Raw genomic sequence first — 25081 nt, 5'->3', positions numbered from 1 at the left:
ATCCTCAGCGCGGACGCGACTTCGGTGCGGCGCCCGCCGGCGGTTCGCCAGGCTTGCCGGTGCCCGCGCCGGCGGCCGGGCGGCCGAAGCCGGCGCCGAGGTTGCGCTGGAACTCCTGCCACAGTTCCAGGTTGCGCTCGGTGAGCTGGTTCATCATGGTCCACGGGGTCTGCCCCAGCAGGTTGCCCATCTGCTGGCGGAATTGCTGCTGCTGGTCGAGGAACACCTGCATGCTGCGCTCCAGGTAGTTGCCCATGAAGCCCTGCAGCGAGTCGCCATAGAAGCGGATGATCTGGCTGAGCAACTGCGTGGACAGCATCGGTTCGCCGTCCTGTTCCTGGTCGGCGATGATCTGCAGCAGCACTGCGCGGCTGAGGTCTTCGCCGGTCTTGGCGTCGCGGACTTCGAATTCCTCGCCGTCGATGATCAACTGACGAACGTCTTCGATGGTGATGTAACTGGAGATCTCTGTGTCGTAGAGGCGGCGATTGGGATACTTCTTGATGATGCGAATCTCAGCCATGAAGCGATCGCTCTGTGACGGTAGGCGCGCAGCATGGCGCAGCGCAGCAGGGCTTGCAACCGCCGAAAGTACCTGAACACGCGGGTGCAGCAAAAAGATCATGCTGCGCAGCATTCGCAGCGCAGCAAACGTCCGCAGGCCGCCGTGGCGGCCAATGCTGGATAGCGTTACCTCGCGCGAAAGCCGCCGCCTGAGCGATTCAGCCGCTCACCACCCCATGTGGTGGCCGCCGTTGATGTCCAGGTTCGAACCGGTGATCCACGCCGCTTCCTCTGCCACCAGGAACGCCACGGCGTAGGCGATCTCCTCCGGCTTGCCGAGACGCCCGGTGGGGATGTCGGCGGCGATCTTGGCGCGGACTTCCTCCGGCACCGCCATCACCATGTCGGTGGCGACATAGCCGGGCGAGACCGTGTTGACGGTGATGCCGTAGCTGGCGTTCTCGCGCGCCAGGGAAATGGTGAAGCCATGCATGCCGGCCTTGGCCGCGGCGTAGTTGGCCTGGCCGTACTGGCCCTTGAGGCCGTTGATCGAGCTGATCTGGATGACCCGCCCCCAGCGCTTCTGGCGCATGCCCTCGATCACCGGGCGGGTGACGTTGAACACCGAGTTGAGGTTGGTGTTGATGACCTCGTGCCATTGCTCGGCGGTCATCTTGTGGAAGGTGGTGTCGCGGGTGATGCCGGCGTTGTTGACCAGGATCTCGACCGGGCCGAGCTGGCGTTCGACCTCACGCACCAGGGTCTGCGCGTGCTCGGGCGAGGCGACGTCGCCGGGCACGATGGCGACCTCGTGACCACGCTCGCGCATGCGCTGCTGCCAGGCCAGGGCCTTGGCCTCGTCGCGGTAGTTGCTGGCCACGCGGTGGCCCTGTGCGGCCAGCCGCTCGCAGATCGCGGTTCCGATGCCGCCGGTGCCGCCGGTGACCAGCGCAACGCGTGATGTCATGGATGTCGCTCCGGATAGAGAAAGAAGAAGGGCGGCCGCGGCGCGGCCCAGGGTGCGATTCTAGTCAGCCTTGATGTCGCTGGGGATAGCGGGCGCGGCCGGTGCTGCGGCGTCCACGTGTCGGTCCTGCGCCGGCAGCCGTGCCGGGTCGAAGCTGCGCAGCGCACAGTCCAGCACCGCCCGCACCGATCCGGCGCCTGCCAGCGCGGCCGGCGGCTGGCCCAACGTCGCCCAGGCCAGGCGCAGCGCCGGCAGCGGGTCGGCGTCATCCAGCGGCAGCGCGGCATGCGATTTGGACAGCTTGCGGCCGTCGGCGCCGAGCAGCAGCGGCAGGTGCAGGTAGCGCGGCGTCGGCAGGCCGAGCGCGCGCTGCAGCAGGATCTGCCGCGGCGTGGAATCGAGCAGGTCGGCGCCGCGCACCACGTCGGTGATGCCTTGTGCAGCATCGTCGACCACCACCGCCAGTTGGTAGGCCCAGCAGCCGTCGGCGCGCAGCAGCACCACATCGCCGACCTCGCTGTAGACGTCCTGGCGCAGCCGGCCGCGGACGCCGTCGTCGAAGGCGACCACGCTGGCCGCGCTGGGCGGCACGCGCAGGCGCAGCGCCGGATGCGCGCGGACCTGGGTCGCCACGCAGGCATGGTGCACGCCGCCTTGCGCCGCCAGGTCGCTGCGGCTGCAACTGCAGGGAAAGGCCAGGCCGGCCTGCAGCAGTCGCTGCGCCGCCTCACGGTAGACCGGGTCGCGCTCGCTCTGCCGCAGCACCGGGCCGTCGGCCTCCAGGCCGCAGGCGCGCAGGCTGGCCAGTTGCCGCTCGGCGGCGCCGGGCACGCTGCGCGGACGGTCCACGTCCTCGATGCGCAGCAGCCATTGACCACCGGCGCGACGCGCCAGCAGCCAACTGCCGAAGGCGGCGAGCAGGGATCCCAAGTGCAGCGGGCCGGTGGGCGAGGGCGCGAAGCGGCCGCGGTAGGGGGGCGGGGACATGGACAAGCTGAATCCTCGGTCAGGTACGCGCTTGAATTCAAGCGGCCGACACCGCAGATTCGAGCCAATCCCTACCATTTAATCAGTGCGGAGCCCACGCTCACATGTTCAATCGCATCGTCCTGTTCCTCATCACCAACCTGGCGGTGCTGGTGCTGGCCGGCATTGTCATGTCCGTGTTCGGGGTCAACCCCAACCAGATGGGCGGCCTGCTGGTGATGGCCGCGATCTTCGGCTTCGGCGGCTCGCTGGTGTCGCTGCTGCTGTCCAAGTTCATGGCCAAGCGCGCCACCGGCGCGCAGGTCATCACCGAGCCGCGCAACCACACCGAGCGCTGGCTGCTGCAGACCGTGCAGCGCCAGGCCCAGGCCGCCGGCATCGGCATGCCCGAGGTCGCCGTGTACGACGGTCCGGAAATCAACGCCTTCGCCACCGGCGCCAACCGCAACAACGCGCTGGTCGCGGTCTCTACCGGCCTGCTGCAGAACATGACCGAGGACGAGGCCGAGGCCGTGCTGGGCCATGAGATCAGCCACATCGCCAACGGCGACATGGTGACCATGGCGCTGCTGCAGGGCGTGCTCAACACCTTCGTGATCGTGCTGGCGCGCGTGGTCGGCGGCGTGGTCGACAGCTACCTGTCGGGTAACCGCGACGGCCGTCGCGGCCTGGCCTACTACGCGATCGTGATGGTGCTGGAACTGGTGTTCGGCCTGTTCGCGACGATGATCGCGATGTGGTTCTCGCGCTACCGCGAGTTCCGCGCCGACGCCGGCGGCGCCAGCCTGGCCGGCCGTGCCAAGATGATCGCGGCGCTGCAGCGCCTGGAGCTCAACCATGGCCATAGCACGCTGCCCTCGCAGGTGCAGGCGTTCGGCATCGCTGGCGGCCTGGGCCAGGGCCTGCGCAAGCTGTTCATGAGCCACCCGCCGCTGGCCGAGCGCATCGCCACCCTGCGCGCCTCGCACGTCAACGCGACAGTGAGCTGAGGTCGACCGCTACAGGCGCAGGCAAATGCCTGCGCCTGTGGCGGCTTTTCCCAATCCCCAATCCCGAATCCCCAATCCCGGCCTCTCAGGCAAAATCGAAGTTCATTCCCGGCGCCGCCAGGCCAACGAACTCGCCCTGCACGTAATCGACGCCGGCACTGAACAGCAGGCTCATCGAGGTGGCGTCGGAGACGAACTCGGCGATGGTGCGGATGCCGGCAGACTGCGCGCGCCCAGTGATCTCGCGGATCTTGTCCTGGTGTTCGCGGGTCTGGGTCAGGTCCTGGGTGAAGCCGCGGTCCAGCTTCAGGAACGAGGGCTGGAAGTGCGCCAGCAACTGGAACGAATCCAGGCCGGAGCCGAACTGTTCCAGCCCGACCTTGCAGTCCAGGGCGGTGGCGTCGGCGAGGAATTGCTGGGCGTTGCGCAGATGGGTGAACACCTTGGCTTCCGGCGTCTGCAGCCACAGGCGGTCGCCGGGCACGCCGTGCGTCGCCAGTTCGCGCCGGATCAGGTCGACCATCTGCGTATCGGCGAAGGCCTCCGGGCTGACCTTGACCAGCAGACTGGTGGCATGGCCGGCGCGCTGGCGTTCGCCGATCACGGCGATCGCACGAGAGACCACCCAGCGGTCGATCTCGGCAGTCAGGCCATGCTCGGCGGCGATGCCGAGGAAGGTCGACGGGCCGATCAGCTCGTCGTTGCGCTCCAGGCGCAAGTAGGCCTCGTACAGCTCGTGCTGGTCGCCCTGCAGGTTCAGCACCGGCTGGTAGTGCAGCAGGAAGCCGTCGCCGGCCAGGGCCTCGCGCAGGTGCTGCACCCAGCGCTGCACGCGCTCCTCCTCGAGGCGATCGGCCGCGCCCGGGTCGAAGATCTTGCATGCGTTGCCGCCCAGCTCGACGGTCGCCTGTACGTTCTCGCTGGCGCGGGCCAGGACCTGGCCGACGCTGGCGATCTTCTCGCCGATCTGCACGCCGCCGATGCTGACGGTGACCGTGGCCGAGCGCTCGCCGACGCTGAACACATGGCTGGCGTAGGCCTGCAGCAGGCGCTCGGCCAGCGCCGCGGTGCGCGCGTAGTCGCCTTCCAGCAGCAGCGCGAAGTTGTGCTCGCCGAAGCGCGCCGCCTGCACGTCGCCGTCGATGGCCGCGGCCAGGTGCTGGCCCAATGCTGCGACCAGCGCGTCGGCCGAATCCAGGCCGATGTCGGCCAGCAGCCGCGCGTAATGATCCGGCTCGACCAGCAGGAAGCCGTACTGGCCCTCGCCGCGGCCGACCTGGGCCACGGCGGTTTCCAGCGCCAGCATGAAGGTGGGGCGGTTGAGCAGGCCGGTGACCTGGTCGCGCTGGCGCAGGTCCTCGACCTCGCGCGCCAGTTCCGGGTCGAACTCCTCGCGGCGGCGGAACACCACCTGCACGCAGGCCTCGCCCTCGTAGCTGGCGGTGGCGAATTCCATCGTCGCCGGGAAACTGTCGCCTTCCAGGGTGCGTGCGTCCACCTGGTACTGCGCCGGCGGCGGCTCGCCCTTGCTCAGCGACTTCAGCACCTGCTTGAAGCCTTCCACGTGCTGCGGGGCGACCATGTCCAGCAGCGACACGCCTTCGACGTCGTCGAACGACGCGAACCCGAACATCTCCAGGTAGGCGTCGTTGGCGCGGATGTGCATGCCTTCGTGGATGTAGGCGATCGGGTCGCGCGAGGAGGCGATCAGTGCGTCGCAGCGGCGCTCGGTCTCGCGCATCTGCGCCTCGATCCGGCGCAGCCCGCGCCGCGCCTGCAGATCGGCCCAGGTGGTGCGGACCACCGCCAGGAGGTGCTCGGGGCGCTGCCGCAGGGCGATCGCGCGTGCGCCACCGGCCACCGCCTCCAGCCATTCGTTCTCGTCGATTCGCTCGGCCAGCACGATGACCGGGATGTCCTTGCCGCTGGCCGCGACCCGCTGCAGCACCTGCGGCAGGGGGATCGACTGGGCCTGTGCGCTGAGCACCAGGTCGATCGGCTGCGCGGCCAGCATCGCCGACAACTCCTCGGCGTGCTGCGGCCGCGACGGGCGCACCGCGATGCCGCTGTTGCGCAGGCTGCTGACGATCGCCTCGGCGTCTTCGCCGCTGTCGTCGACGATCATCAGGCGGAGGGTGATGTCTTTGCCTGTGTGCATGAAGCCTCCCGGGGACGGGGTTTAATACACGATGCCCGCTGTCGCGTCCATGGATGAGGGGCGGGGATTCGGGATTCGGGATTGGGGATTGGCGGTGAAGCGGGGATTGGAGATTCGTGATTGGGGATTCGCCGAGGCCTACTCCCCTCATCTTGGTCGGCCTTGGGTAACGCGCGCACCTTCAGACATCGCGAACCCGCCTTTGCCAATCCCGAATCCCCAATCCCCAATCCCGGCGGCGGTCACGCCGCCAAACCAGCCGCATGGCCCGAGGCCCAGGCCCACTGGAAGTTGTAGCCGCCCAGCCAGCCTGTGACGTCGAGGACTTCGCCGACGAAGTACAGGCCGGGCACGCGTCGCGATTCCATGGTCGAGGACGACACCTGGTCGGTGTCCACGCCGCCCAGGGTGACTTCGGCGGTGCGGTAGCCCTCGGTGCCGCTGGCCACCAGCGGCCAGGCGCCGAGCAACTCGGCGGCGGCGCGCAACTGCGGCTCGTCCAGCTGGCGCACCGGCTTGTCCGGCAGCCACACCTCGCATAGCCGCTGCGCGAAGCGGCGCGGCAGCGCCTCGCCCAGCACCGTACGCAGTTCGCTGGCGCCGCGCAGGCGTTTCTGTTCGCGCAGCCAGGTCGCCGCGTCCTGTCCCGGCAGCAGGTCCAGGCGCAGGTCGTCGCCCGGCTGCCAGTATGAGGAGATCTGCAGGATCGCCGGGCCGCTGACGCCGCGGTGGGTGATCAGCATGAAGTTGCGGAAACGCGCGCCGTTGCAACTGGCCTCCACCGGCAGCGCCAGGCCGGACAGGTCGTGCAGGCGTTCCTGGTGCTTGCCGCTCAGGGTCAGCGGCACCAGCCCGGCGCGGGTCGGCAGTACCGCGTGGCCGAACTGCCGCGCCAGCTCGTAGCCGAAGCCGCTGGCGCCGAGGCTGGGGATCGACAGGCCGCCGGTGGCTACCACCAGCGAGGCCGCATGCACCGGGCCATCGTCGGTGTCCAGGCGGAACCCTTCGCTGCCGCGCTCCACCGCGCGCACGCTGCAGTCGGTGCGCACCGTCACCCCCGCCGCGGCGCACTCGTCCACCAGCATGCGCACGATCTGCTTGGAGGACACGTCGCAGAACAACTGCCCCAGTTCCTTCTCGTGGTAGGCGATGTGGTGGCGTTCGACCAGATCGATGAAGTCGGTGGGGCGGTAGCGGGCCAGCGCCGACTTGCAGAAGTGCGGGTTGGCCGACAGGAAGTTGCCCGGCCCGGTCCCGGTATTGGTGAAATTGCAGCGGCCGCCGCCGGACATCAGGATCTTCTTGCCGACCTTGTTGGCGTGGTCGATCACCCGCACCCGGCGCCCGCGCTGGCCGGCGGCGATCGCGCACATCAGCCCGGCGGCGCCGGCGCCGAGTACCACGACGTCGGTGCGGAGGGGGGCGGTCCCGGCGCTCATGCCGCGGCTTTGCGCACCGTGGGGGTGAAGGCGAAGCTGCCGCTGTCGCCCAGCCACTGCACTTCCCCGTCCTGGATCACCACGTCGAAGCGCATGCTGCGCTGGATCAGCTCGGCCGCCGCGGCCACGGCCTCGGCCGGCAGGTCGATCACCTGCACCTGCTTGAGCTTGCCCAGCGCCGAGGCGTTCTTGTCCCACCAGATGTCCGCGGCGCGGCCGCCGTAGTTGGCCACCACCACCGAACGCGCCCGCCCGCAGGCCTTGCGCACCCGCGATTCGTCGGGCTGGCCGACCTCGATCCATTGTTCGATCGCGCCGGTGTAGTCCATCCGCCACAGGCCGGGTTCGTCGTCGCTGCTCAGGCCCTTGCCGAACAGCAGGCGCTCCTCGGCGTACAGGGCGAAGGTCAGCAGGCGCGCCATCAGCCGCTGGTCGGTCTCGGACGGATGTTGCGCCAGGGTCAGGGAGTGGGCGGCGTAGTAGCCGCGGTCCATGTCGGAAATCTGCAGCTCCGCCTTGCGGAGGGTGGCGGTGAGGGCCATGCGGCTACCGGGATCGAGGGCGCAATAGGATACGGTGTGCGGAGCCGCCGCCGACCCGTGCCGCGGGTGGGGCCCGAGGATCGCTGCCGGGTGGGATGGCAGAGGCGAGGCGAGCGCTGCGTGGATGCGGCGGTGTCTGCGGCGCTCAGCGCCTCAGTCGCCGTTGCCCGGCAGGCGGCAGATTTGCGCAGTTTTCGCGGATCGGCAGCAGGATCGGCCGCGCCGGCACTAACTTTAGGGTGAGGTTCAGCTTCCTTGTGGTGGATCCCGGTTTGTCTACACAAAGATGTCGCTTTTTGATCGCGACCCGCGTATGGTGGCCCCACTGTGTTTGCTAGAGTCACCGTGAATCGTGGCTTGGTGCAGTAGATCTCGCGATCCACTTCATCGTTCCGCTCGCTTTACTAACGCCTGCAACTCAGTCTCGGCCTCGATCTCCGATGGCTGCGATTTCTTCAATTCAATGTTTCAGGAGTTAGCAAATGTCTGATCGTCAGAGCGGTATCGTGAAGTGGTTCAACGATGCCAAGGGCTTCGGCTTCATCACCCCGGAAAGCGGCCCGGACCTGTTCGTGCACTTCCGCGCGATCCAGGGCACCGGCTTCAAGTCGCTGCAGGAAGGCCAGAAGGTGACCTTCGTCGCCGTGCAGGGCCAGAAGGGTATGCAGGCTGACCAGGTGCAGGCCGTCTAAGGACGCCCGCCACCGCAAGGTGCCGAACGCCGGAAGCGCAAGCTTCCGGCGTTTTTGTTTTGGGCGATGGTGACGTCGGGCGCGCGTTCGCGCCCGCTGTGGCCATTCGCGGCGTGGCGCCGAGCGCTGCGCGATGTCCATGCACACGCCGGTTCATACCCGCATCCGGCTACGATGGCGGCCCCCAGTCGCCGGAGCCGCCGCCATGATCACCGTGCATCACCTCAACCAGTCCCGGTCGCAGCGCGTGCTGTGGTTGCTGGAGGAACTGGCGCTGCCGTACCAGGTGATCAAGTACCAGCGCGACCCCAAGACCATGCTGGCGCCGCCGGAGCTGCGCGCGATCCATCCGCTGGGCAAGTCGCCGGTGCTGGTGGACGACGGCCACGTGCTGGCCGAGTCCGGGGCGATCCTCGACTATCTGGTGGACCGCTACGACACCGGCTGCACGCTGTCGCCGGCGCCGCAGCCGCTGGATTCGCCCGAGCGCCTGCGCTACCGCTACTGGATGCACTACGCGGAGGGCTCGGCGATGCCGCCGCTGCTGATGAGCCTGGTGTTCGGGCGGATCCGCTCGGCGAAGATGCCGTTCTTCGCCCGGCCGATCGCCAAGGGCATCGTCGACAAGGCGATGCGCAGCTTCGTCGGGCCGCAGGTGCGCCTGCACCTTGACTGGATGGAGCGCGAGCTGGCGGCCACCGGCTGGTTCGCCGGCGACCGCTTCACTGCCGCGGACGTGCAGATGAGCTTCCCGGTGCAGGCCGCGGCGGCGCGCATCGGCCTGCAGGCGCATCCGAACCTGGCCGGATTCGTGCAGCGGATCGAGCAGCGCCCCGCCTACCAGCGGGCGCTGCAGCAGGGCGGCCCGTTCGAGTTGCTCGGCAGCGCGGACTGAACTGAGCCTGGTGTGCGTCGGTCGCGGCGCTGGCCGGGTCAGGGCGTGGCGGGACGCGCCGGGCAGGCGCGCACGAAGGCGATGCTGTCGGCCATGACCGGCAGCGCCGGGTCGTCCTTGCGCAGCGCCAGCACCAGGCGCATATGGCCGACGCCGGGATAGGTCTTCAGCTGCGCCGGCACCCCGACGCGTTGCAGTGCGGCCTGCAGCGATTGGCTGTTGTGCGGCTCCACCACCGTGTCCGCGTCGCCGTGCAGCAGCAGCGCCGGCGGCTCGTCGCCGTCGACGAAATTCACCGGCTGCGAGCGCCGCTGCTGCGCCGGGTCCTGGCCGAACATGCCGATCAGGTCCGGGTCGGTCAGCGGCAGGAAGTCGTAGGGGCCGGCCAGCCCGACCAGGCCACACAACTGCCGCGGCGACAGGCCTTGCGCCTGCAGCCAGTGGCCATCGGTGGCCAGCAGCGCGGCGATGTGCGCGCCGGCGGAGTGGCCCATCAGCACCAGCCGTTGCGGGTCGCCGCCATAGTCGACGGCATGCCGCTGGCTCCAGGCCACCGCAGTGGCGGCGTCGCGCATGAAGCCGTCCAGGGTCACCTGCGGATATTTGCGGTAGTCCGGCACGATCGCGACCACGCCGTGCCGCGCCAGCGCTTCGCCGGCCCAGCGGTAGCTCTGGCGGTTGCCGGTCTTCCAGGTGCCGCCGTGAAAGAACACCACCACCGGTGCGTGCTGCACCCCGGCGGGGCGGTATACGTCAAGCGCCAGGCCGTGCGCGGCGTCGTAGACGATGCCGCGCTGCTCGCTGAGGCCATGACGGGAGGAGCCGGCGTTGAGGCCACCGAAGAACAGGCTGCTGCAGGCCGACACCAGCAGCGAGGACAGGGCGATCAGGGCGTTGCGGGGCCAGCGGGGCGGAGACGGACGGTCGGACATGGGCGATCCCGGAGAGGAGCGCGGAGCATGCCCGATGGGGATGTCGGCGGCGAGTGGAGGTGGGGCGGGGAGTGGGGATTGGTAGAAGCGTGGGCTTGCGATGACAGCATCGGCACTGTGGTGCTTTTGCGGCGCCGCACCCTCACCCCAACCCCTCTCCCGGGAGGAGAGGGGCTTGCACTTCCTTCTCCCTCCGGGAGAAGGTGCCCCGAAGGGGAGGATGAGGGTAGGAGCGCCGCCTGGTGCAGTTGAAGCACTGCATGCGCTTCGCGCCCCGACCCTCACCCCAACCCTCTCCCGAGGGGAGAGGGGCTTGGCATGCCTGCGCTGCACGAGGCGTGCACTGGATGCTCACCTTGCGGACTTTCCAATGAAGCCTGCGACTTCTACGCTGTCTCCCATGTCCTCCTTGCGTTTCGACAATCGTTTCGTCGCCGAGTTGCCTGGCGACCCGGAAACCGGGCCGCGGCGCCGCGAGGTGCTGGGGGCGATGTGGTCGCACGTCGAGCCGACGCCGGTGGCGGCGCCGCGGCTGCTGGCGTACTCGCCGGAGGTGGCGGCCTTGCTGGGGCTGTCCGAGCAGGAAGTGCGGGAGCAGCAGTTCGCCGCGGTGTTCGCCGGCAATGCGCGTTATCCGGGCATGCAGCCCTACGCGGCGAACTACGGCGGTCACCAGTTCGGGCATTGGGCCGGGCAACTCGGCGACGGCCGTGCGATCTCCCTGGGCGAGGCGCTGGGTGTGGACGGGCGGCGCTGGGAGCTGCAGCTCAAGGGCGCCGGGTCCACGCCGTATTCGCGCGGCGCCGATGGGCGTGCAGTGCTGCGTTCCTCGATCCGCGAGTTCCTGTGCAGCGAGGCCATGCACCACCTGGGCGTGCCGACCACGCGCGCGCTGAGCCTGGTCGGTACCGGCGAGACGGTGGTGCGCGACATGTTCTACGACGGTCACCCGCGCGCCGAACCGGGCGCGGTGGTGTGCCGGGTGGCGCCCTCGTTCGTGCGCTTCGGCAGTTTCGAGCTGCCGGCCGCGCGCGGCGACATCGCGTTGCTGCGGCGCCTGGCCGATCTGGTGATCGCGCGCGATTTCCCGGAATTGCCGGGGACCGGCGGCGCGCGCGACGCGGCCTGGTTTGCCGAGATCTGTGCGCGCACCGCACGCATGGTGGCGCACTGGATGCGGGTCGGCTTCGTGCACGGGGTGATGAACACCGACAACATGTCGATCCTGGGGCTGACCATCGACTACGGCCCGTATGGCTGGGTCGACGACTACGACCCGGAGTGGACGCCCAACACCACCGATGCGCAGGGGCGCCGCTACCGTTTCGGCACGCAGCCGCAGGTGGCGTACTGGAACCTGGGTCGGCTGGCGCAGGCGCTGGCCCCGCTGTTCGACGACGTGGCACCGCTGCACGACGGCCTCGAACGGTTCCGCGCCGAGTATGCGCAGGCCGAGCGCGACAACATCGCGGCCAAGCTCGGCCTGCAACAGTGCGGCGATGACGATGTGGCGCTGATGCGCGACGTGCTGGACCTGCTGCAGCAGGGCGAGGTCGACATGACCCTGTGGTTCCGCGGCTTGAGCGCATTGCCGCTGCAGCCGTGGACGCCGGCGCAGGCCCTGGCGGCACTGGCCGACGCGTTCTACGACCCCGCCAAGCTGGCGGCGCAAGCGCCGGCGTTCGAGGCCTGGCTGGCCCGCTATGCGCAGCGCCTGCAGCAGGATCCGCTGCCCGCCGCGTTGCGTGCGGAGCAGATGCGCGCGGCCAACCCGCGCTACGTGCTGCGCAACTATCTGGCGCAGCAGGCGATCGACCGCGCCGAGCAGGGCGACACCGGCGGCATCGCCGAGCTGCTGGAGGTGATGCGGCATCCCTACGACGAGCAGCCGGGACGCGAGGCCTTTGCGGCGAAGCGTCCGGACTGGGCGCGGACCCGGGCCGGCTGTTCGATGCTGTCGTGCAGTTCCTGAGCGGGATCGGCGCGTGCGCTCAGGACGCGGTCGCGCCGCGGTAGCGCCAGGCGGCCAGGAAGGTCGCCACCACTTCCTCCGCCAGCGCCTGCTGGGCGGCCGCGTCCGGCGCCTGCCCGTTGAGCATGGCGCTTGGATAGGCGTAGCCGAAGGTGGCGCCGATGAAGGCGGTGGCGGCGAGGAAGGGCGCATCGACCTGCACGTCGCCACGCGCGTGCAGGGTCTGCAGCAGGGCGCTCAGGCGCTCGCGCAGGCGGCCGGCGCGGCGCAGGTGCAGCGATTGCAGCAGATCCGGCATCTGCGCGCTGGCCTGCACCAGCAGGCGATGCAGGCGCAGGGCGTCGGGCGCGTACAGGTGCGCCGGCACGGTCACCGCGATCTGCCGCAGGGTCGCCGGCAGGTCCTGCGCGGTGGCGCTGCCGATGTTTTCGAAGCGCGCCTGCAGTTCCTCGTTCAAGGCCTCGAACACCTGCATCAGCAACTCGGCCTTGCTGGAAAAGTGGTTGTACAGGCTCTGCCGGGTCAGCCCGGCCTGGCTGGCGATCTGTTCCAACGACACGTCCAGCCCATGCTGCAGCAGCAGCGTGCGCGCTGCCGCCAGCAGGCGTGGGCGCGCCAGCGCCGGCCGGCCGCGCGGCCGAGCGGGTGCGGCCACCACCTCGGACGTCGCGGTCGTTGCTTGCGCACCCGGCTGGCGAAGGGTTGTGCTTCCCTTCATGAATGTTTTTTTGTCTTTGAGTAAATTAAATGATCCTCCTCGTCGTCCCCAGGATCAAGCGCATGCCCGCGCCTCTCGTCCAGCGCCGCCGCGCGCTGCCGTTGCTGCTGTCCGTCGTCGTGCTCGCGTTCGCCGGCTGCAAGGGCGGAGGCAAGGCGCCGGCGCCGGCAGCGAAGACGGTGGAGGTGGTGACCCTGCAGCCGCAGAGCGTGCCGTTGAGCGTGGAACTGGCCGGGCGCACCGTCGCGTCGGAGGAATCGGAGGTGCGGCCGCAGGTCAGCGGCATCCTGCGCCAGCGGCTGTTCGAGGAAGGCGCCGTGGTGCGGGCCGGGCAGCCGTTGTTCCAGATCGAGCCGACCCTGTACCAGGCCGCGGCCAACCAGGCGCAGGCCAACCTGGCGACCGCCGAGGCCACGCTCGCCGCCGCCACGCTGCGCGCCGAGCGCTACCGCACGCTGGGCAAGACCCAGCTGGCCGCGCAGCAGGACGTGGACGATGCGCAGGCCGCCTACAAGCAGGCGCTGGCCAGCCGCGACGCGCAGCGCGCGGCGCTGGACACCGCGCGCACGCAACTGCGCTTCGCCACGGTGCTGGCGCCGATCGGCGGGCGCATCGGCCGCGCGCGGGTGACCCCGGGCGCGCTGGTCACCGCCAACCAGACCGACGCCATCGCCAAGATCCAGCAACTGGATCCGATGAACGTGGACATCACCCAGTCGGGCAATCAATTCCTGGCGTTGCGCCGGGCGATCGCCGCCGGTGGTGTGCAGCCGGCCAGCACGCAGGTGCGGCTGACCCTGTCCGACGGCACCGAATATCCGCTGCCCGGCACGCTGGAGTTCGCCGACATCGATGTGGAGGAGACCACCGGTGCGGTGACCCTGCGCGCGCGCTTCCCCAATCCCGATGCGCAACTGCTGCCTGGCATGTACGTGCGCGCGCTGGTCGGGCAGGGCGTGCGCCAGCAGGCCCTGCTGGTGCCGCAATCGGCGGTGGACCGCACCCCGCGCGGCGAGGCGGTGGCCTGGGTGGTGGGCGCCGACAACGTGGTGCGCCAGCGCGAGTTCACCACGCTGCGCGCGGTCGGCGACCGCTGGCTGGTCGGCGATGGCCTCAGGCCCGGCGAGCGGGTGGTGGTGGCGGGCCGGCAAGGCCTCAGCGACGGCGCCAAGGTGACGGTGAAGACCGCCGCCGCCACGGCCGCGCCTGCCGCCAGCCAGGGCTGAGCCGGCATGCTGCCGCGTTTCTTCATCCACCGCCCGATCTTCGCCTGGGTCCTGGCGATCTGCATCATGGCTGCCGGCGCCATCGCCGTGTTCACCCTGCCGATCGAGCAGTACCCGGACATCGCGCCGCCCTCGGTCAACGTCACCGCCACCTACAACGGCGCCTCGGCGCAGACCGTGGAGGACAGCGTCACCCAGGTGATCGAACAGCAGATCAAGGGCATCGACCACCTGCTGTACTTTTCCTCGACCAGTTCCTCGTCGGGGCAGGCGCGGATCAGCATCACCTTCGACCAGGCGGCCAACCCGGACATCGCCCAGGTGCAGGTGCAGAACGCGGTCAACCAGGCGCTCAACCGCCTGCCGCAGGAAGTGCAGCAGCAGGGCGTGACCGTGGCCAAGTCGCAGGGCGACAGCCTGATGGCGGTGGCGATCTACGACCGCACCGACCGCATGGACAACGTCGACATCTCCGACTACCTAGTCAGCACCCTGCAGGACCCGATCAGCCGCATCAACGGCGTCGGCGAGATCAACGTGTTCGGCGCGCAGTATGCGATGCGGGTGTGGCTGGACCCGCACAAGCTCAATGCCTACCAACTGATGCCGGGCGACGTGCGCAGCGCGATCCTGGCGCAGAACACCCAGGTCACCGCCGGCGAACTCGGTGCGCTGCCCACCGGCGCCGAGCAGGAACTCAATGCCACGGTCACCGCGCAGTCGCGGCTGCAGACGCCCGAGCAGTTCCGGCAGATCATCCTGGCCACGCGCGCGGACGGTTCCAGCGTGCGCCTGGGCGATGTGGCGCGGGTGGAGATTGGCGCGGAGAACTACCAGAACAACGCCACCCTCAACGGCCACCCGGCGTCGGGGTTCTCGGTGACGCTGTCGGCCGGCGCCAATGCGATCGCCACCTCCGATGCGATCCACGCCACCATCGAACGGCTCAAGCCGACCTTCCCGCCGGGCCTGGACGTGGCCTATCCGCGCGACAGCACGCCGTTCGTGCGCATCTCGATCGAGAACGTGGTGCACACCCTGGCCGAGGCCATCGTGCTGGTGGTGGTGGTGATGTTCCTGTTCCTGCAGAACGCGCGCGCCACGCTGATCCCCGCGATCACCGTGCCGGTGGTGCTGCTGGGCACCTTCGGCATCCTCGCCGCGGCAGGCTTCACCATCAACACGCTGACCCTGTTCGCGATGGTGCTGGCGATCGGCCTGCTGGTCGACGACGCCATCGTGGTGGTGGAGAACGTCGAGCGGATCATGCACGAGGAGCATCTGCCGCCGCGCGAGGCCACCGAGCGCTCGATGGGCGAGATCACCGGTGCGCTGATCGGCATCACCGTGGTGCTGGGCGCGGTGTTCCTGCCGATGGCGTTCTTCGGCGGCTCCACCGGCATCATCTACCGGCAGTTCTCGATCACCATCGCCTCGGCGATGGCGCTGTCGGCGCTGGTCGCGCTGACCCTGACCCCGGCGCTGTGCGCGACCCTGCTCAAGCCGGTGGAGCAGGAGCGCAAGCTCGGCCGCTTCTTCCAATGGTTCAACCGCAGCGTCGAGCGCGGCCAGCAGGCCTACCAGCATCGCCTCGGCGGCGTGCTGCAGCGGCCGCGGCGCTGGCTGGCGCTGTATGCGCTGGTGGCGCTGGCGATGGTGGTGCTGTACATGCGCATGCCCACCGGCTTCCTGCCGGTGGAGGACCAGGGCCAGGTGCAGATCCAGTTCACCACCCCGGAAGGCACGCCGCTGGCCAAGACCCAGGCGCTGGGCAAGCGCATCAGCGATTACTTCATGACCCACGAGAAGGCCAATCTCACCGCGATCTTCATGGTGGTCGGCCGCAACAACGCCGGCACCGGGCAGAACGCTGGCCAGGCCTTCGTGGCGCTCACGCCGTGGGGCGAGCGCAACCGCGACAACACCGCGCAGGCCATCATCGACCGCGCCAACGCGCATTTCCGCGGGGTCGGCGACGCCAAGATCAGCGTGCTGTCGCCGCCGGCGGTGCGTGGTCTTGGCCAGTCCAGCGGCTTCGAGCTGTGGATCCGCGACAGCGACGGCGCCGGCCGCGCGGCGCTGCTGAAGGCGCAGCAGCAGGTGCTCAAGGAGGCCGGCGACGATCCGCAGCTGACGGCGGTGCGGCTCAACGGCCTGGGCGACAAGGCGCAGTTGCAGGTGGACATCGACCACGCCCAGGCCAGCGCGCTGGGCCTGGCGCAGAGCGACATCAACGCGACCCTGGCCACCGCCTGGGGCGGCAGCTACGTCAACGACTTCATCGACCGCGGCCGGGTCAAGCGCGTCTACGTGCAGGGCGATGCGCCGTACCGCGCGCTGCCGGAGGACATCGCGCAATGGTACGTGCGCGGCAGCGCCGGGCAGATGGCGCCGTTCGCCAGTTTCGCCAGCACCCACTGGACCCGCGGCCCGCAGCTGCAGCAGCGCTTCAACGGCCTGCCGGCATCGCAGATCCAGGGCGGCGCGGCGGCCGGCAGCAGTTCCGGCGAGGCGATGCAGCGGATGCAGGCGATCGTGGCCAAGCAGGAGGGGTTCGACCTGCAGTGGAGCGGGCTGTCCTACCAGGAGCAGTTGTCCAGCAACCAGACGCTGTGGCTGTACACGGCCTCGATCCTGTTCATTTTCCTGTGCCTGGCGGCGCTGTACGAGAGCTGGTCGATCCCGGTGGCGGTGCTGCTGGTGATCCCGCTGGGCGTGGTCGGCACGGTGCTGGCGACCACGCTGGCCGGGTTCGTCAACGACATCTATTTCCAGGTCGGCCTGCTCACCACGATCGGCCTGTCGGCGAAGAACGCGATCCTGATCGTCGAGTTCGCCGAGGCGCGGCAGCGCGCGGGCATGCCCTTGCTGGAGGCGACGCTGGAAGGCGCGCGGCTGCGCCTGCGGCCGATCGTGATGACCTCGCTGGCGTTCGTGGCCGGCGTGCTGCCGCTGGCGCTGTCGACCGGCGCCGGCGCGTCCAGCCGCCGCGAGATCGGCGTGTGCGTGATCGGCGGCATGGTCACCGGCACCGCGCTGGCGGTGCTGCTGGTGCCGCTGTTCTTCGTATTGGTGCGCCGTCTGTTTCACGGTCCGGCGCGGCAGGACGCGGACGCTGCGGCGGCGTAAGCCGTAGACCGACGAGGCGGCCCCGCGACGCGGTGCCGCCTTGCGACTAGACTTTGCGGTTCCCCACGCCATACGACCGCGCGATGAACGATTCCTCCTGTTGCGGCGCGCCCAGCGACGCACCGGCCCACTGGTCCGACCGCATCCGCGACATCGCCGATTTCCCGAAGCCGGGCATCGTGTTCAAGGACATCACCCCATTGCTGGCCGACGGCCCGGATTTCGCCTCCGCCTTGGATGCGCTGGCCCAGCCCTGGCGCGGCACTCCGCTGGATGCGGTGCTGGGCATCGAGGCGCGCGGCTTCATCCTCGGCGCGCCGCTGGCGCACGAACTGCGCACCGGGTTCGTGCCGGTGCGCAAGCCCGGCAAGCTGCCGGCGCAGACCCTGGCCCAGGACTACGGCCTGGAGTACGGCCGCGACCGCATCGAGATCCATGCCGATGCGCTGCAGCCAGGCATGCGCGTGCTGCTGGTCGACGACGTACTGGCCACCGGCGGCACCCTGCTGGCGGCGCTGGCGCTGGCGCAGCGGATGGGCGCCGAGGTGGTTGCGGCGACGGTGCTGGTGGAACTGGCCGGGCTGGGCGCGCGGGCGCGCTGGCCGGCGGACATTCCGCTCACCGCGCCGCTGCGTTACTGACGCCACGCATGGGCGAAGTCGGGAACGGCGGCGCCCGCGACGGGCGGCTCAATGCGGGTAGATCACGTCCTCCAGCGCCGGGTCGGCATGCGCGGCGGCGTGGCTCAGCTGGCCATCGAACGGACCGACCTTGCAGATCCGCCCGTCGTCGGCGAACACCAGCTGCAGTCCGTGTTCCGCTTCCCAGTCGCAGTTGGATTCCAGGCTGATGCGCAGGCGGCCGTCGCGGTAGCGGCGTAGATACGCCTCGCTGCCGAACTGCACGTGCGCCCACACCTCGGCGGGGCCGGCGATGTCCGGCGAAGGCCATCCGTATTTGGCGCACAGCGCCTGCGTGTGCCGGTAGTAGGCGAACACGTGCGGCGCAGCCGCGGCGAAGACGGCGGCATCGAGTTGCAGGAAGGTCTCGATGGCGGGTGCCGCGTCGACCGGAACGTCGCCGGCCTCGCAGCCCACCAGCACGAAGCGGCAACTGCCGTGCATCCACGGGACCGGCACCGCCTCGCTCCACAGATTACCGTCCTCGTCCGGCTGCAGCGACGCCAGGACCTGCGACGCCCCGCTCACAGCTTGGCGACCCGGAACCGGCGGCCCTTGATCTTGCCCGCCTGCAACTGCGCCAGCGCCTTGCCGGCGTGGGCGCGGACGATGGCGACGTAGGAGCGGGTGGGGTAGATGGCGATCTTGCCGATCGCCGCGCCGGACAGCCCGGCATCGCCGGTCAGCGCGCCGAGGATGTCGCCGGGACGCAGCTTGTCGGTCTTGCCGCCGTCGATGCGCAGGGTGACCATCGCCGCCTGCGGCAACTGCGCCGGCCGTGCGGTGGCCAGCGGCGCGCGCGACCAGCGCAGCGGCTGGCCCTGCTCGGTTTCCAGCGCCTGCGCGCGCGCGGTCTCGCGCGGCGCCACCAGGCTAAGGGCCAGGCCATGCTTGCCGGCGCGCGCGGTGCGGCCGATGCGGTGGCGGTAGGTCTCGGTGTCGGTCGGCAGTTCGTAGTTGATCACCGCCGCCAGGTCTTCCACGTCCAGCCCGCGCGCGGCCACGTCGCTGGCGACCAGCACGTTGCAGCTGCGGTTGACGAAGCGCACCAGCACCTCGTCGCGGTCGCGCTGTTCCATGTCGCCATGCAGCGCCAGCGCGGAGAAGCCGAACTGCTGCAGCGATCCGGCGACCTCGTCGACCTCTTTGCGGGTGTTGCAGAACACCACGCTGGACTCTGGGGTGAAGCGCAGCAGCAGGCCGGCCACCGCCTTCTGCCGGTAGGTCGGGTCGACCTCGAAGAACTGCTGGTCGATCTCCGGCGCGCTGTCGGCGCCCTCGACGGTGATTTCCGCCGGTTCCTTGAGCAGGTCGCGCGCCAATGCGCGAATTTCCTCGGGGAAGGTGGCCGAGAACAGCAGGCTCTGCCGGTGCTTGTCGCAACGGCTGGCGATTTCGCGGATCGGCTCCTCGAAGCCCATGTCGAGCATGCGGTCGGCCTCGTCCAGCACCAGCGTGCGCACCCCGCCCAGGTGCAGTGCGCGCTTGCGCGCCAGTTCCTGGATGCGGCCGGGCGTGCCGACCACTACCTGCGGGTCGTGTGCCTCCAGCGAGGCCAGCTGCGGCGCCAGCGGCATGCCGCCAGTAAGTACCACCAGTTTCATGTTGGGAATGCCGGTGGCGAGCTTGCGCAACTGTTTGCCGACCTGGTCGGCCAGTTCGCGGGTCGGGCACAGCACCAGCGCCTGCGCGCGGCTCAGCGCCGGATCCAGCTTGTGCAAAAGGCCCAGGCCGAACGCCGCGGTCTTGCCGCTGCCGGTGGGCGCCTGCACGATCGCATCGCGTCCGGCCAGGATCGGCGGCAGGCTCTGCGCCTGCACCGGGGTCATGCGGGTATAGCCGAGGGCGTCGATGCCGGGCGCGAGCGCCGGGGAGAGGGAGAGGGTGGCAAAATCGGTCATGCGGCATTTTAGCCGGTGAGAGGCCGGGATTCGGGAGTGGGGATTCGGGATTGGGTGGCCCGGCGAGCGCTGGGCATCGCGTCATGCCCGTTGCGCGTCGTAGGAGCGGCTTCAGCCGCGACGGGCGTGCCCCCGGAGCGCGAGCGAGGTCTGGTTGCAAGTGAAGGAAACCGCACGTGTAGCGCTTCGACAGACGGGTGTCCGCTCAGCCCACGGTGGTCAGCCAATCGGCAATGGCGCATGCGCTCGCAGCAGGGGCGGTCTGCAGCAGCAGGTGCGGACCGGGCAATTCGACGCAGCGGGCGCCGGCAATGCCGGCGAGGATCGTGGCACCGGCCGTGCGATGCATCAGCCGGTCGTGGCTGGCGCGCAGGTACAGCGTCGGCACGGCGATGTCGGCCAGGCGGGCGCTGACGTCCACGCGCAGGGCGGAGGCCGCGCGATCGCGCAGTACCGCAGGGGCGATGCCGCGCAGCGTGCGTGCCAGTTGCGTCTCCAGCGCCGGCGTGGACCAGCGGCCGAGTAGCGACCAGCGCAATGCGGCGGTGGGCAGGCGATGTGCCGGTGCGAAGCGCGTCAGCGCCGCGAACGGCGCCAGTGCCGGGACCGGGTTACGGGCGAAGGTGGTGGACAGGACCAGGCCAGCCAGCCCGGCGGGGCGCTGCGCCGCAAGCGACACGGCGACGGGGCCGGAGAACGATTCGCCGAGCAGGACGAAGCGCTGCTGCGGCAGCGATTGCCTTGCCAGTTGCTCCAGTTCCGCGTACGAGGCCAGTCGGTCGCGCGGATAGGTCACCACCGTCACCTGCGCGAAGCGCCGCCGGGCTTCGGCGACGAAGTCGCCGAGCAGTTCGCTGGTGCCGTCCAGGCCGGGCAGGATGACGAGTGCCGTCATTGCAGCGTCGGGCGCGGGCAGGCGGCCGCAGCGCGGCGGCGAGGGCATGAGGGCATGGCGAACAAACGGGCAAGGTCCAGGTGCGGGGTAGGCGCGGCAGTCGGCGTCGGCGCAGGGCGCATCCACGTACAATAGCGCGATGCCTCTTATCACTCTGCAGAACCTCGACTACAGCGTCGGCGGTCCCTTGTTGCTGGAAAAGACCGACCTGTCGATCGAGCCGGGCGAACGGATCGCGCTGATCGGCCGCAACGGCGCCGGCAAATCCACCCTGATGAAACTCATCGCCGGCGAGCTCAAGCCCGACGACGGCGAGGTCCGCGTGCAGCAGGGCGTGCGCATCGCCCGGCTGGAACAGGAGGTGCCGCACGGCGCCGCCGGCAGCGTGTTCGACGTGGTGGCCGACGGCCTGGGCGAACTCGGCCATTGGCTGGCCGAGTTCCATCGGCTCAGCCATGCCGCCGAATTCGACGGCGATGCGCTGGGCGCGGTGCAGTCCAAGATCGATGGCGCCAATGGCTGGGCGCTGGACCAGCGGGTCAACGAGACCCTGACCCGCCTGGAGCTGGACGGCGACGCCGAATTCGCGCGGCTGTCCGGCGGCATGAAGCGCCGGGTGCTGCTGGCGCGCGCGCTGGTCTCGGCGCCGGACCTGCTGTTGCTGGACGAGCCCACCAACCATCTCGACATCGAGGCCATCGACTGGCTGGAAGGCTTCCTCAAGGGCTGGAACGGCAGCGTGGTGTTCGTGACCCACGACCGGCGTTTCCTGCGTGCCCTGGCCACGCGCATCGTCGAGATCGACCGCGGCCAGGTCAGCAGCTGGCCGGGCGACTGGGCCAACTATGAGCGCCGCCGCGAGGAGCGGCTCAATGCGCAGGCGCAGGAGAACGCGCGCTTCGACAAGCTGCTGGCGCAGGAAGAAGTGTGGATCCGCCAGGGCATCAAGGCCCGGCGCACCCGCGACGAGGGCCGGGTGCGGCGGCTGGAAGCGATGCGTCGCGAGCGCACCCAGCGCCGCGAACTCGGCGGCAACGTGCGCATGGAGGCCGCGCAGGGCGAGTCCTCCGGCAAGAAGGTGATCGAGGCCAAGGACCTGAGCTTCGCCTTCGGCACGCGCAGCATGGTGCGCGATTTCTCCACCACCATCCTGCGCGGCGACCGCATCGGCCTGATCGGCCCCAACGGCAGCGGCAAGACCACGCTGCTGAAGCTGCTGCTGGGCGAGCTGCCCCCGGACAGCGGCGAAGTGCGTGCGGGCACCAATCTGCAGGTGGCGTATTTCGACCAGTACCGCGCCACCCTGCGCGAGGACTGGAGCGCGATCGAGAACGTGGCCGAGGGCCGCGACTTCATCGAGATCAACGGCAAGCGCAAGCACGTGCATGCCTACCTGCAGGACTTCCTGTTCACCCCCGAGCGCGCACGCGCGCCGATCACCCGCCTGTCCGGCGGCGAGCGCAACCGCCTGCTGCTGGCGCGGCTGTTCGCGCAGCCGTCCAACCTGCTGGTGATGGACGAACCGACCAACGACCTGGACGTGGAAACCCTGGAGCTGCTGGAAGAACTGCTCGGCGACTACAGCGGCACGCTGTTGCTGGTCAGCCACGACCGCGACTTCATCGACAACGTGGTCACCTCGACCATGGTCATGGAAGGCGACGGCCGCATCGGCGAATACGTCGGCGGCTACAGCGACTGGGTGCGCCAGCGCCCGGCAGCGCCGGCCAGCGCGATGGCAGTGGCCAAGGCCTCGGCCACCGCCGCGGCGACCACGCCGGTGGCGGCGACTGCAGCGGCCCCTCTGCCCGCGCCTGCCAAGCGCAAGCTCAGCTACAAGGATGCGCGCGAACTGGAACAGTTGCCGGCGCGGATCGAAGCGCTGGAACAGCAGGTCGCGGCGCTGACCGAGGCGATGACCGACCCGGCGTTCTACCAGCGCGACGCGGCCGCGGTGAACGCGCACACCCAGGCGTTGAGCCAGGCGCAGGCCGACCTGGATGCGGCGTATGCGCGGTGGAGCGAGCTGGACGGCTGAAAGGTCGGGACCCGGGACCCGGAACGGCAGCCGCCACAGCTAGGCGGCTCCACTGGAGCGCCGCGTGTGCGCTCGTCGTAGGAGCGGCTTCAGCCGCGACGGGCGTTCCCGGTGAATACGGTCGCGGCTGACGCCGTTCTTACTCGGTGCGCGCGGGCTCGCGTCCACGGATGTGCCTGTGCCACCAATAGTGAGCGATGGCATCAGTTCGCACGCCGGTCGCGATGGCGATCGCTCCGACGGCCGGTCGCGGCTGAAGCCGCTCCTACGCATTGCGCTCAGTCGGACTCCGCAGGCGCTTCCGGTTCCTCGCTGCCACCCACGAACGCGACGAAGCTGACGCCGTCCTGCGCCCACTCGCGGGCGACGTCGTCGAGAATTTCCAGCAGCACGTCGAAGGCCGGCTGCGCCACCGCCTGCAACTGCCCGGCGTCCTCCAGCAGCAGCGCGTAGCCGCGCGGCGAGGGCAGCCAGGACAGGTCGCGCAGGCCGTCGGTGAGCGCGTCCCAGTTGCGGCCGAAGCCGGGCGGGAAGTCCAGTTGCGCGGCCAGACGCATCAGCAGCATCGCCTTGCCGGTGCAGCCGTGCAGGTCGATCCGGCACAGCCGCAGGCCGGCGTCGCGGGCCAGGGCGGCGACGCTGTCCAGGTCGCGGTTGGCGACGCGGTAGACGCCGGAGGCGGCCGGCTCGGCGAGATTCAGCGCGAATGGGAAGCCGCTCATGGCGTCGGCCTCACCGCGCCGACCTCGAAGCTGCGGAAGCTGGCGTAGTGGTCGTCGCTGTAGTACCAGACCTGCGGCGGCGTGCCGCCGGTGACGATGCGGCGCGCACCGCGATGCGACAGGCCTGGGGTATCGACGGTGTATTCGCGGTAGTAGCCGCGCGGCTGTGCCGGTAGCCGGTTCTCGCGGTTGCCGAATACGCTGCCGTCCTGGCGGTGCGGGAACGGCCCGCCGCGCAGGATCAGCGCCACCGTGGCGCGCGCTTCGGGCGGCAGGAACGCGGGAAGGTCCGGCGTTGACGCGTCGGCGGCGGGCGTTGCCTTGCCGGGCGCGGTGTAAGGCGCCTGTGCGGCCGCGTCGAGCGAGGGGGCGAATTGCTGGTGCGGCGGATGCTGCAGCCCGCGGATGCCCCACAGCCCGCCCACCAGCAACACGATGGCGGCGATCAACAGCACGGGCTTGCGCATGGACTCTCCTGCAGGAACGGCGGCGGCGCGCAGCAAGGCGCCCTCGTGCACAGTATGGGCCGGCCTGCCTGTTCCGGCTCTAAACGCCGCCGGTCACGACCGTGACGCGGGCGATTCACATCCGACTAACCGGGGCGTGGGGCATGGTAAGCGCCGATTCGCAGGCCGGCCGGCACCGCCGCCGCGGGATGGGACGATGTTTCCCCAGCCGCGCCCTTGGTAAGGTCGCCGACCGTCCCTACCATTGCTCACGCAACGCTCGTCCTTTCGACGGCGAAAGTCCAGGAGAACCGCATGGCCTACACCCTCCCCAAGTTGCCCTACGCCTACGACGCGCTGGAACCGCACATCGATGCGCAGACGATGGAGATCCATCACACCAAGCATCACCAGACCTACATCAACAACGTCAATGCCGCGCTGGAAGGCACCGAGTACGCCGACCTGCCGATCGAGGCGCTGGTGTCCAAGCTGAAGTCGCTGCCGGAGAACCTGCAGGGTCCGGTGCGCAACAACGGCGGCGGCCATGCCAATCATTCGCTGTTCTGGACGGTGATGGCGCCGAATGCCGGCGGCACCCCGAGCGGCGACGTCGGCAAGGCGATCGACGCCGAGCTGGGCGGCTTCGACAAGTTCAAGGACGCCTTCACCAAGGCCGCGCTGACCCGCTTCGGCAGCGGCTGGGCCTGGCTGAGCGTCACCCCGGACAAGAAGCTGGTGGTCGAAAGCACCGCCAACCAGGACAGCCCGCTGTTCGAGGGCAACACCCCGATCCTGGGTCTGGACGTGTGGGAGCACGCCTACTACCTGAAGTACCAGAACCGCCGTCCGGACTACATCGGCGCGTTCTTCAACGTGGTCGACTGGAAGGAAGTGGAGCGCCGCTACCACGCCGCGATCGGCTGATCGCGCGCCAGCGCCGCAGCATCAAGAAGGCCGGGTTCGCCCGGCCTTTTTTTGTGGGCGTGCCATGCGAAAGCGCTGTCGGTGGAGGTGCCGGGGGGAGGAGCGGAAGGGGCGTATTTTCGTGCGCGCGATCCGCATGCTTCACGACGATGGCGGTCTGCGCTGGATGGGCCGCGTTTGCGTCGCTGCGTCGTCGCCCGGCGGTGCGGTGCATCCGTAGGAGCGGCTTCAGCCGCGACGAGGCGCGTTCCGTGGAAGGCGGTCGCGGCTGAAGCCGCTCCTACGAGATGGGTGATGCGTGACGAATCAGGGAAGAAGCGCT

At 69.7% G+C, this 25081-nt stretch carries 22 protein-coding genes; 9 read left to right on the top strand and 13 right to left on the bottom strand.

Annotation, left to right across the window (positions count from 1 at the left end; all coding sequences use genetic code 11):
* Nucleotides 1–4: 4 nt before the first annotated feature.
* From phaR to gluQRS, 3 genes are all read right to left on the bottom strand, one after another.
* Nucleotides 5–523: a polyhydroxyalkanoate synthesis repressor PhaR gene (gene phaR, locus AC1PLR_RS12475; RefSeq protein ID WP_017909334.1), complete on the bottom strand. Its 519-nt coding sequence runs from the start codon at nucleotides 521–523 to the stop codon at nucleotides 5–7.
* A 207-nt stretch (nucleotides 524–730) separates the two neighbouring features.
* Nucleotides 731–1471 (bottom strand): acetoacetyl-CoA reductase, encoded by a 741-nt coding sequence (phbB, locus tag AC1PLR_RS12470; RefSeq protein WP_481100493.1) that lies wholly within the window; start codon nucleotides 1469–1471, stop codon nucleotides 731–733.
* A gap of 60 nt (nucleotides 1472–1531) precedes the next feature.
* Complete coding sequence (gluQRS, locus tag AC1PLR_RS12465; protein ID WP_481101192.1) at nucleotides 1532–2458, bottom strand: tRNA glutamyl-Q(34) synthetase GluQRS; 927 nt, start codon at nucleotides 2456–2458, stop codon at nucleotides 1532–1534.
* Between the two features lie 104 nt (nucleotides 2459–2562).
* On the opposite strand from gluQRS, the gene htpX reads away from it, so the two are divergent.
* Nucleotides 2563–3447 (top strand): protease HtpX, encoded by an 885-nt coding sequence (htpX, locus tag AC1PLR_RS12460; protein ID WP_481101191.1) that lies wholly within the window; start codon nucleotides 2563–2565, stop codon nucleotides 3445–3447.
* A gap of 85 nt (nucleotides 3448–3532) precedes the next feature.
* On the opposite strand, the gene AC1PLR_RS12455 is transcribed toward htpX, so the two are convergent.
* The 3 genes from AC1PLR_RS12455 to AC1PLR_RS12445 all read right to left on the bottom strand — a co-directional run bounded on the left by AC1PLR_RS12455 (nucleotide 3533) and on the right by AC1PLR_RS12445 (nucleotide 7586).
* On the bottom strand, nucleotides 3533–5605 hold the full coding sequence (locus AC1PLR_RS12455; RefSeq protein ID WP_481101190.1) for a GGDEF/EAL domain-containing response regulator: 2073 nt from the start codon (nucleotides 5603–5605) through the stop codon (nucleotides 3533–3535).
* A 242-nt stretch (nucleotides 5606–5847) separates the two neighbouring features.
* A complete protein-coding gene (locus tag AC1PLR_RS12450) occupies nucleotides 5848–7044 on the bottom strand; it encodes a BaiN/RdsA family NAD(P)/FAD-dependent oxidoreductase (protein ID WP_481101189.1) in 1197 nt (398 codons plus the stop codon).
* Nucleotides 7041–7586, bottom strand: a complete 546-nt coding sequence (locus AC1PLR_RS12445) for a YaeQ family protein (RefSeq protein ID WP_481101188.1) — start codon at nucleotides 7584–7586, stop codon at nucleotides 7041–7043. Before AC1PLR_RS12445 ends, AC1PLR_RS12450 begins: the two co-directional genes overlap by 4 nt.
* A 482-nt stretch (nucleotides 7587–8068) precedes the next feature.
* Between AC1PLR_RS12445 and AC1PLR_RS12440 the strand changes: the two genes are divergently transcribed.
* Both AC1PLR_RS12440 and AC1PLR_RS12435 read left to right on the top strand, forming a co-directional pair.
* On the top strand, nucleotides 8069–8278 hold the full coding sequence (locus tag AC1PLR_RS12440; RefSeq protein ID WP_009597534.1) for a cold-shock protein: 210 nt from the start codon (nucleotides 8069–8071) through the stop codon (nucleotides 8276–8278).
* A gap of 205 nt (nucleotides 8279–8483) precedes the next feature.
* Nucleotides 8484–9173, top strand: a complete 690-nt coding sequence (locus tag AC1PLR_RS12435) for a glutathione S-transferase family protein (protein WP_481101187.1) — start codon at nucleotides 8484–8486, stop codon at nucleotides 9171–9173.
* A 38-nt stretch (nucleotides 9174–9211) separates the two neighbouring features.
* Here AC1PLR_RS12435 and AC1PLR_RS12430 read toward each other — a convergent pair whose 3' ends face one another.
* Nucleotides 9212–10105: an alpha/beta hydrolase gene (locus tag AC1PLR_RS12430; protein WP_481101186.1), complete on the bottom strand. Its 894-nt coding sequence runs from the start codon at nucleotides 10103–10105 to the stop codon at nucleotides 9212–9214.
* 400 nt (nucleotides 10106–10505) lie between these two features.
* Here AC1PLR_RS12430 and AC1PLR_RS12425 point away from each other — a divergent pair, with 400 nt between their 5' ends.
* Complete coding sequence (locus AC1PLR_RS12425) at nucleotides 10506–12077, top strand: protein adenylyltransferase SelO (RefSeq protein WP_481101185.1); 1572 nt, start codon at nucleotides 10506–10508, stop codon at nucleotides 12075–12077.
* Between the two features lie 19 nt (nucleotides 12078–12096).
* Here AC1PLR_RS12425 and AC1PLR_RS12420 read toward each other — a convergent pair whose 3' ends face one another.
* Complete coding sequence (locus AC1PLR_RS12420) at nucleotides 12097–12732, bottom strand: TetR/AcrR family transcriptional regulator (RefSeq protein ID WP_481101184.1); 636 nt, start codon at nucleotides 12730–12732, stop codon at nucleotides 12097–12099.
* Nucleotides 12733–12857: 125 nt separating this feature from the next.
* On the opposite strand from AC1PLR_RS12420, the gene AC1PLR_RS12415 reads away from it, so the two are divergent.
* The 3 genes from AC1PLR_RS12415 (at nucleotide 12858) to AC1PLR_RS12405 (ending at nucleotide 17791) form a co-directional block, all read left to right on the top strand.
* Entirely contained in the window at nucleotides 12858–14021 is a 1164-nt protein-coding gene (locus AC1PLR_RS12415; RefSeq protein ID WP_481101183.1) for an efflux RND transporter periplasmic adaptor subunit, read from the top strand.
* A gap of 6 nt (nucleotides 14022–14027) precedes the next feature.
* A complete protein-coding gene (locus AC1PLR_RS12410; protein WP_481101182.1) occupies nucleotides 14028–17150 on the top strand; it encodes an efflux RND transporter permease subunit in 3123 nt (1040 codons plus the stop codon).
* An 83-nt stretch (nucleotides 17151–17233) separates the two neighbouring features.
* On the top strand, nucleotides 17234–17791 hold the full coding sequence (locus AC1PLR_RS12405) for an adenine phosphoribosyltransferase (RefSeq protein ID WP_481101181.1): 558 nt from the start codon (nucleotides 17234–17236) through the stop codon (nucleotides 17789–17791).
* 48 nt (nucleotides 17792–17839) lie between these two features.
* On the opposite strand, the gene AC1PLR_RS12400 is transcribed toward AC1PLR_RS12405, so the two are convergent.
* The 3 genes from AC1PLR_RS12400 to AC1PLR_RS12390 form a co-directional block, all read right to left on the bottom strand.
* Complete coding sequence (locus AC1PLR_RS12400) at nucleotides 17840–18358, bottom strand: DUF6985 domain-containing protein (protein ID WP_481101180.1); 519 nt, start codon at nucleotides 18356–18358, stop codon at nucleotides 17840–17842.
* A complete protein-coding gene (gene dbpA / locus AC1PLR_RS12395) occupies nucleotides 18355–19731 on the bottom strand; it encodes an ATP-dependent RNA helicase DbpA (RefSeq protein ID WP_481101179.1) in 1377 nt (458 codons plus the stop codon). Before dbpA ends, AC1PLR_RS12400 begins: the two co-directional genes overlap by 4 nt.
* 205 nt (nucleotides 19732–19936) lie before the next feature.
* On the bottom strand, nucleotides 19937–20626 hold the full coding sequence (locus AC1PLR_RS12390) for an alpha/beta fold hydrolase (protein WP_420009594.1): 690 nt from the start codon (nucleotides 20624–20626) through the stop codon (nucleotides 19937–19939).
* A gap of 139 nt (nucleotides 20627–20765) precedes the next feature.
* Between AC1PLR_RS12390 and AC1PLR_RS12385 the strand changes: the two genes are divergently transcribed.
* Nucleotides 20766–22664: an ATP-binding cassette domain-containing protein gene (locus tag AC1PLR_RS12385; RefSeq protein ID WP_481101178.1), complete on the top strand. Its 1899-nt coding sequence runs from the start codon at nucleotides 20766–20768 to the stop codon at nucleotides 22662–22664.
* A 278-nt stretch (nucleotides 22665–22942) separates the two neighbouring features.
* On the opposite strand, the gene AC1PLR_RS12380 is transcribed toward AC1PLR_RS12385, so the two are convergent.
* Entirely contained in the window at nucleotides 22943–23386 is a 444-nt protein-coding gene (locus AC1PLR_RS12380; RefSeq protein ID WP_420009596.1) for a barstar family protein, read from the bottom strand.
* A complete protein-coding gene (locus tag AC1PLR_RS12375) occupies nucleotides 23383–23853 on the bottom strand; it encodes a guanyl-specific ribonuclease (protein WP_420009597.1) in 471 nt (156 codons plus the stop codon). The genes AC1PLR_RS12380 and AC1PLR_RS12375 overlap by 4 nt, the downstream gene beginning before the upstream one ends.
* Before the next feature lie 294 nt (nucleotides 23854–24147).
* Here AC1PLR_RS12375 and AC1PLR_RS12370 point away from each other — a divergent pair, with 294 nt between their 5' ends.
* Nucleotides 24148–24759 carry a superoxide dismutase gene (locus AC1PLR_RS12370; RefSeq protein ID WP_010340242.1) on the top strand — a complete coding sequence of 204 codons (612 nt, stop codon included), beginning with the start codon at nucleotides 24148–24150 and terminating at the stop codon, nucleotides 24757–24759.
* The last annotated feature ends 322 nt before the right edge of the window (nucleotides 24760–25081 follow it).

This window comes from Xanthomonas sp. NCPPB 3570 (genome assembly GCF_056725115.1).
This window is presented reverse-complemented; position numbering and strand designations above follow the sequence as displayed.

Bases quoted from the DNA above. Each gene is read 5' to 3' on its own strand.
- phaR (WP_017909334.1), bottom strand. From the start codon at position 523: ATGGCTGAGATTCGCATCATCAAGAAGTATCCCAATCGCCGCCTCTAC.
- phbB (WP_481100493.1), bottom strand. From the start codon at position 1,471: ATGACATCACGCGTTGCGCTGGTCACCGGCGGCACCGGCGGCATCGGA.
- gluQRS (WP_481101192.1), bottom strand. From the start codon at position 2,458: ATGTCCCCGCCCCCCTACCGCGGCCGCTTCGCGCCCTCGCCCACCGGC.
- htpX (WP_481101191.1), top strand. From the start codon at position 2,563: ATGTTCAATCGCATCGTCCTGTTCCTCATCACCAACCTGGCGGTGCTG.
- AC1PLR_RS12455 (WP_481101190.1), bottom strand. From the start codon at position 5,605: ATGCACACAGGCAAAGACATCACCCTCCGCCTGATGATCGTCGACGAC.
- AC1PLR_RS12450 (WP_481101189.1), bottom strand. From the start codon at position 7,044: ATGAGCGCCGGGACCGCCCCCCTCCGCACCGACGTCGTGGTACTCGGC.
- AC1PLR_RS12445 (WP_481101188.1), bottom strand. From the start codon at position 7,586: ATGGCCCTCACCGCCACCCTCCGCAAGGCGGAGCTGCAGATTTCCGAC.
- AC1PLR_RS12440 (WP_009597534.1), top strand. From the start codon at position 8,069: ATGTCTGATCGTCAGAGCGGTATCGTGAAGTGGTTCAACGATGCCAAG.
- AC1PLR_RS12435 (WP_481101187.1), top strand. From the start codon at position 8,484: ATGATCACCGTGCATCACCTCAACCAGTCCCGGTCGCAGCGCGTGCTG.
- AC1PLR_RS12430 (WP_481101186.1), bottom strand. From the start codon at position 10,105: ATGTCCGACCGTCCGTCTCCGCCCCGCTGGCCCCGCAACGCCCTGATC.
- AC1PLR_RS12425 (WP_481101185.1), top strand. From the start codon at position 10,506: ATGTCCTCCTTGCGTTTCGACAATCGTTTCGTCGCCGAGTTGCCTGGC.
- AC1PLR_RS12415 (WP_481101183.1), top strand. From the start codon at position 12,858: ATGCCCGCGCCTCTCGTCCAGCGCCGCCGCGCGCTGCCGTTGCTGCTG.
- AC1PLR_RS12410 (WP_481101182.1), top strand. From the start codon at position 14,028: ATGCTGCCGCGTTTCTTCATCCACCGCCCGATCTTCGCCTGGGTCCTG.
- AC1PLR_RS12405 (WP_481101181.1), top strand. From the start codon at position 17,234: ATGAACGATTCCTCCTGTTGCGGCGCGCCCAGCGACGCACCGGCCCAC.
- dbpA (WP_481101179.1), bottom strand. From the start codon at position 19,731: ATGACCGATTTTGCCACCCTCTCCCTCTCCCCGGCGCTCGCGCCCGGC.
- AC1PLR_RS12390 (WP_420009594.1), bottom strand. From the start codon at position 20,626: ATGACGGCACTCGTCATCCTGCCCGGCCTGGACGGCACCAGCGAACTG.
- AC1PLR_RS12385 (WP_481101178.1), top strand. From the start codon at position 20,766: ATGCCTCTTATCACTCTGCAGAACCTCGACTACAGCGTCGGCGGTCCC.
- AC1PLR_RS12380 (WP_420009596.1), bottom strand. From the start codon at position 23,386: ATGAGCGGCTTCCCATTCGCGCTGAATCTCGCCGAGCCGGCCGCCTCC.
- AC1PLR_RS12375 (WP_420009597.1), bottom strand. From the start codon at position 23,853: ATGCGCAAGCCCGTGCTGTTGATCGCCGCCATCGTGTTGCTGGTGGGC.
- AC1PLR_RS12370 (WP_010340242.1), top strand. From the start codon at position 24,148: ATGGCCTACACCCTCCCCAAGTTGCCCTACGCCTACGACGCGCTGGAA.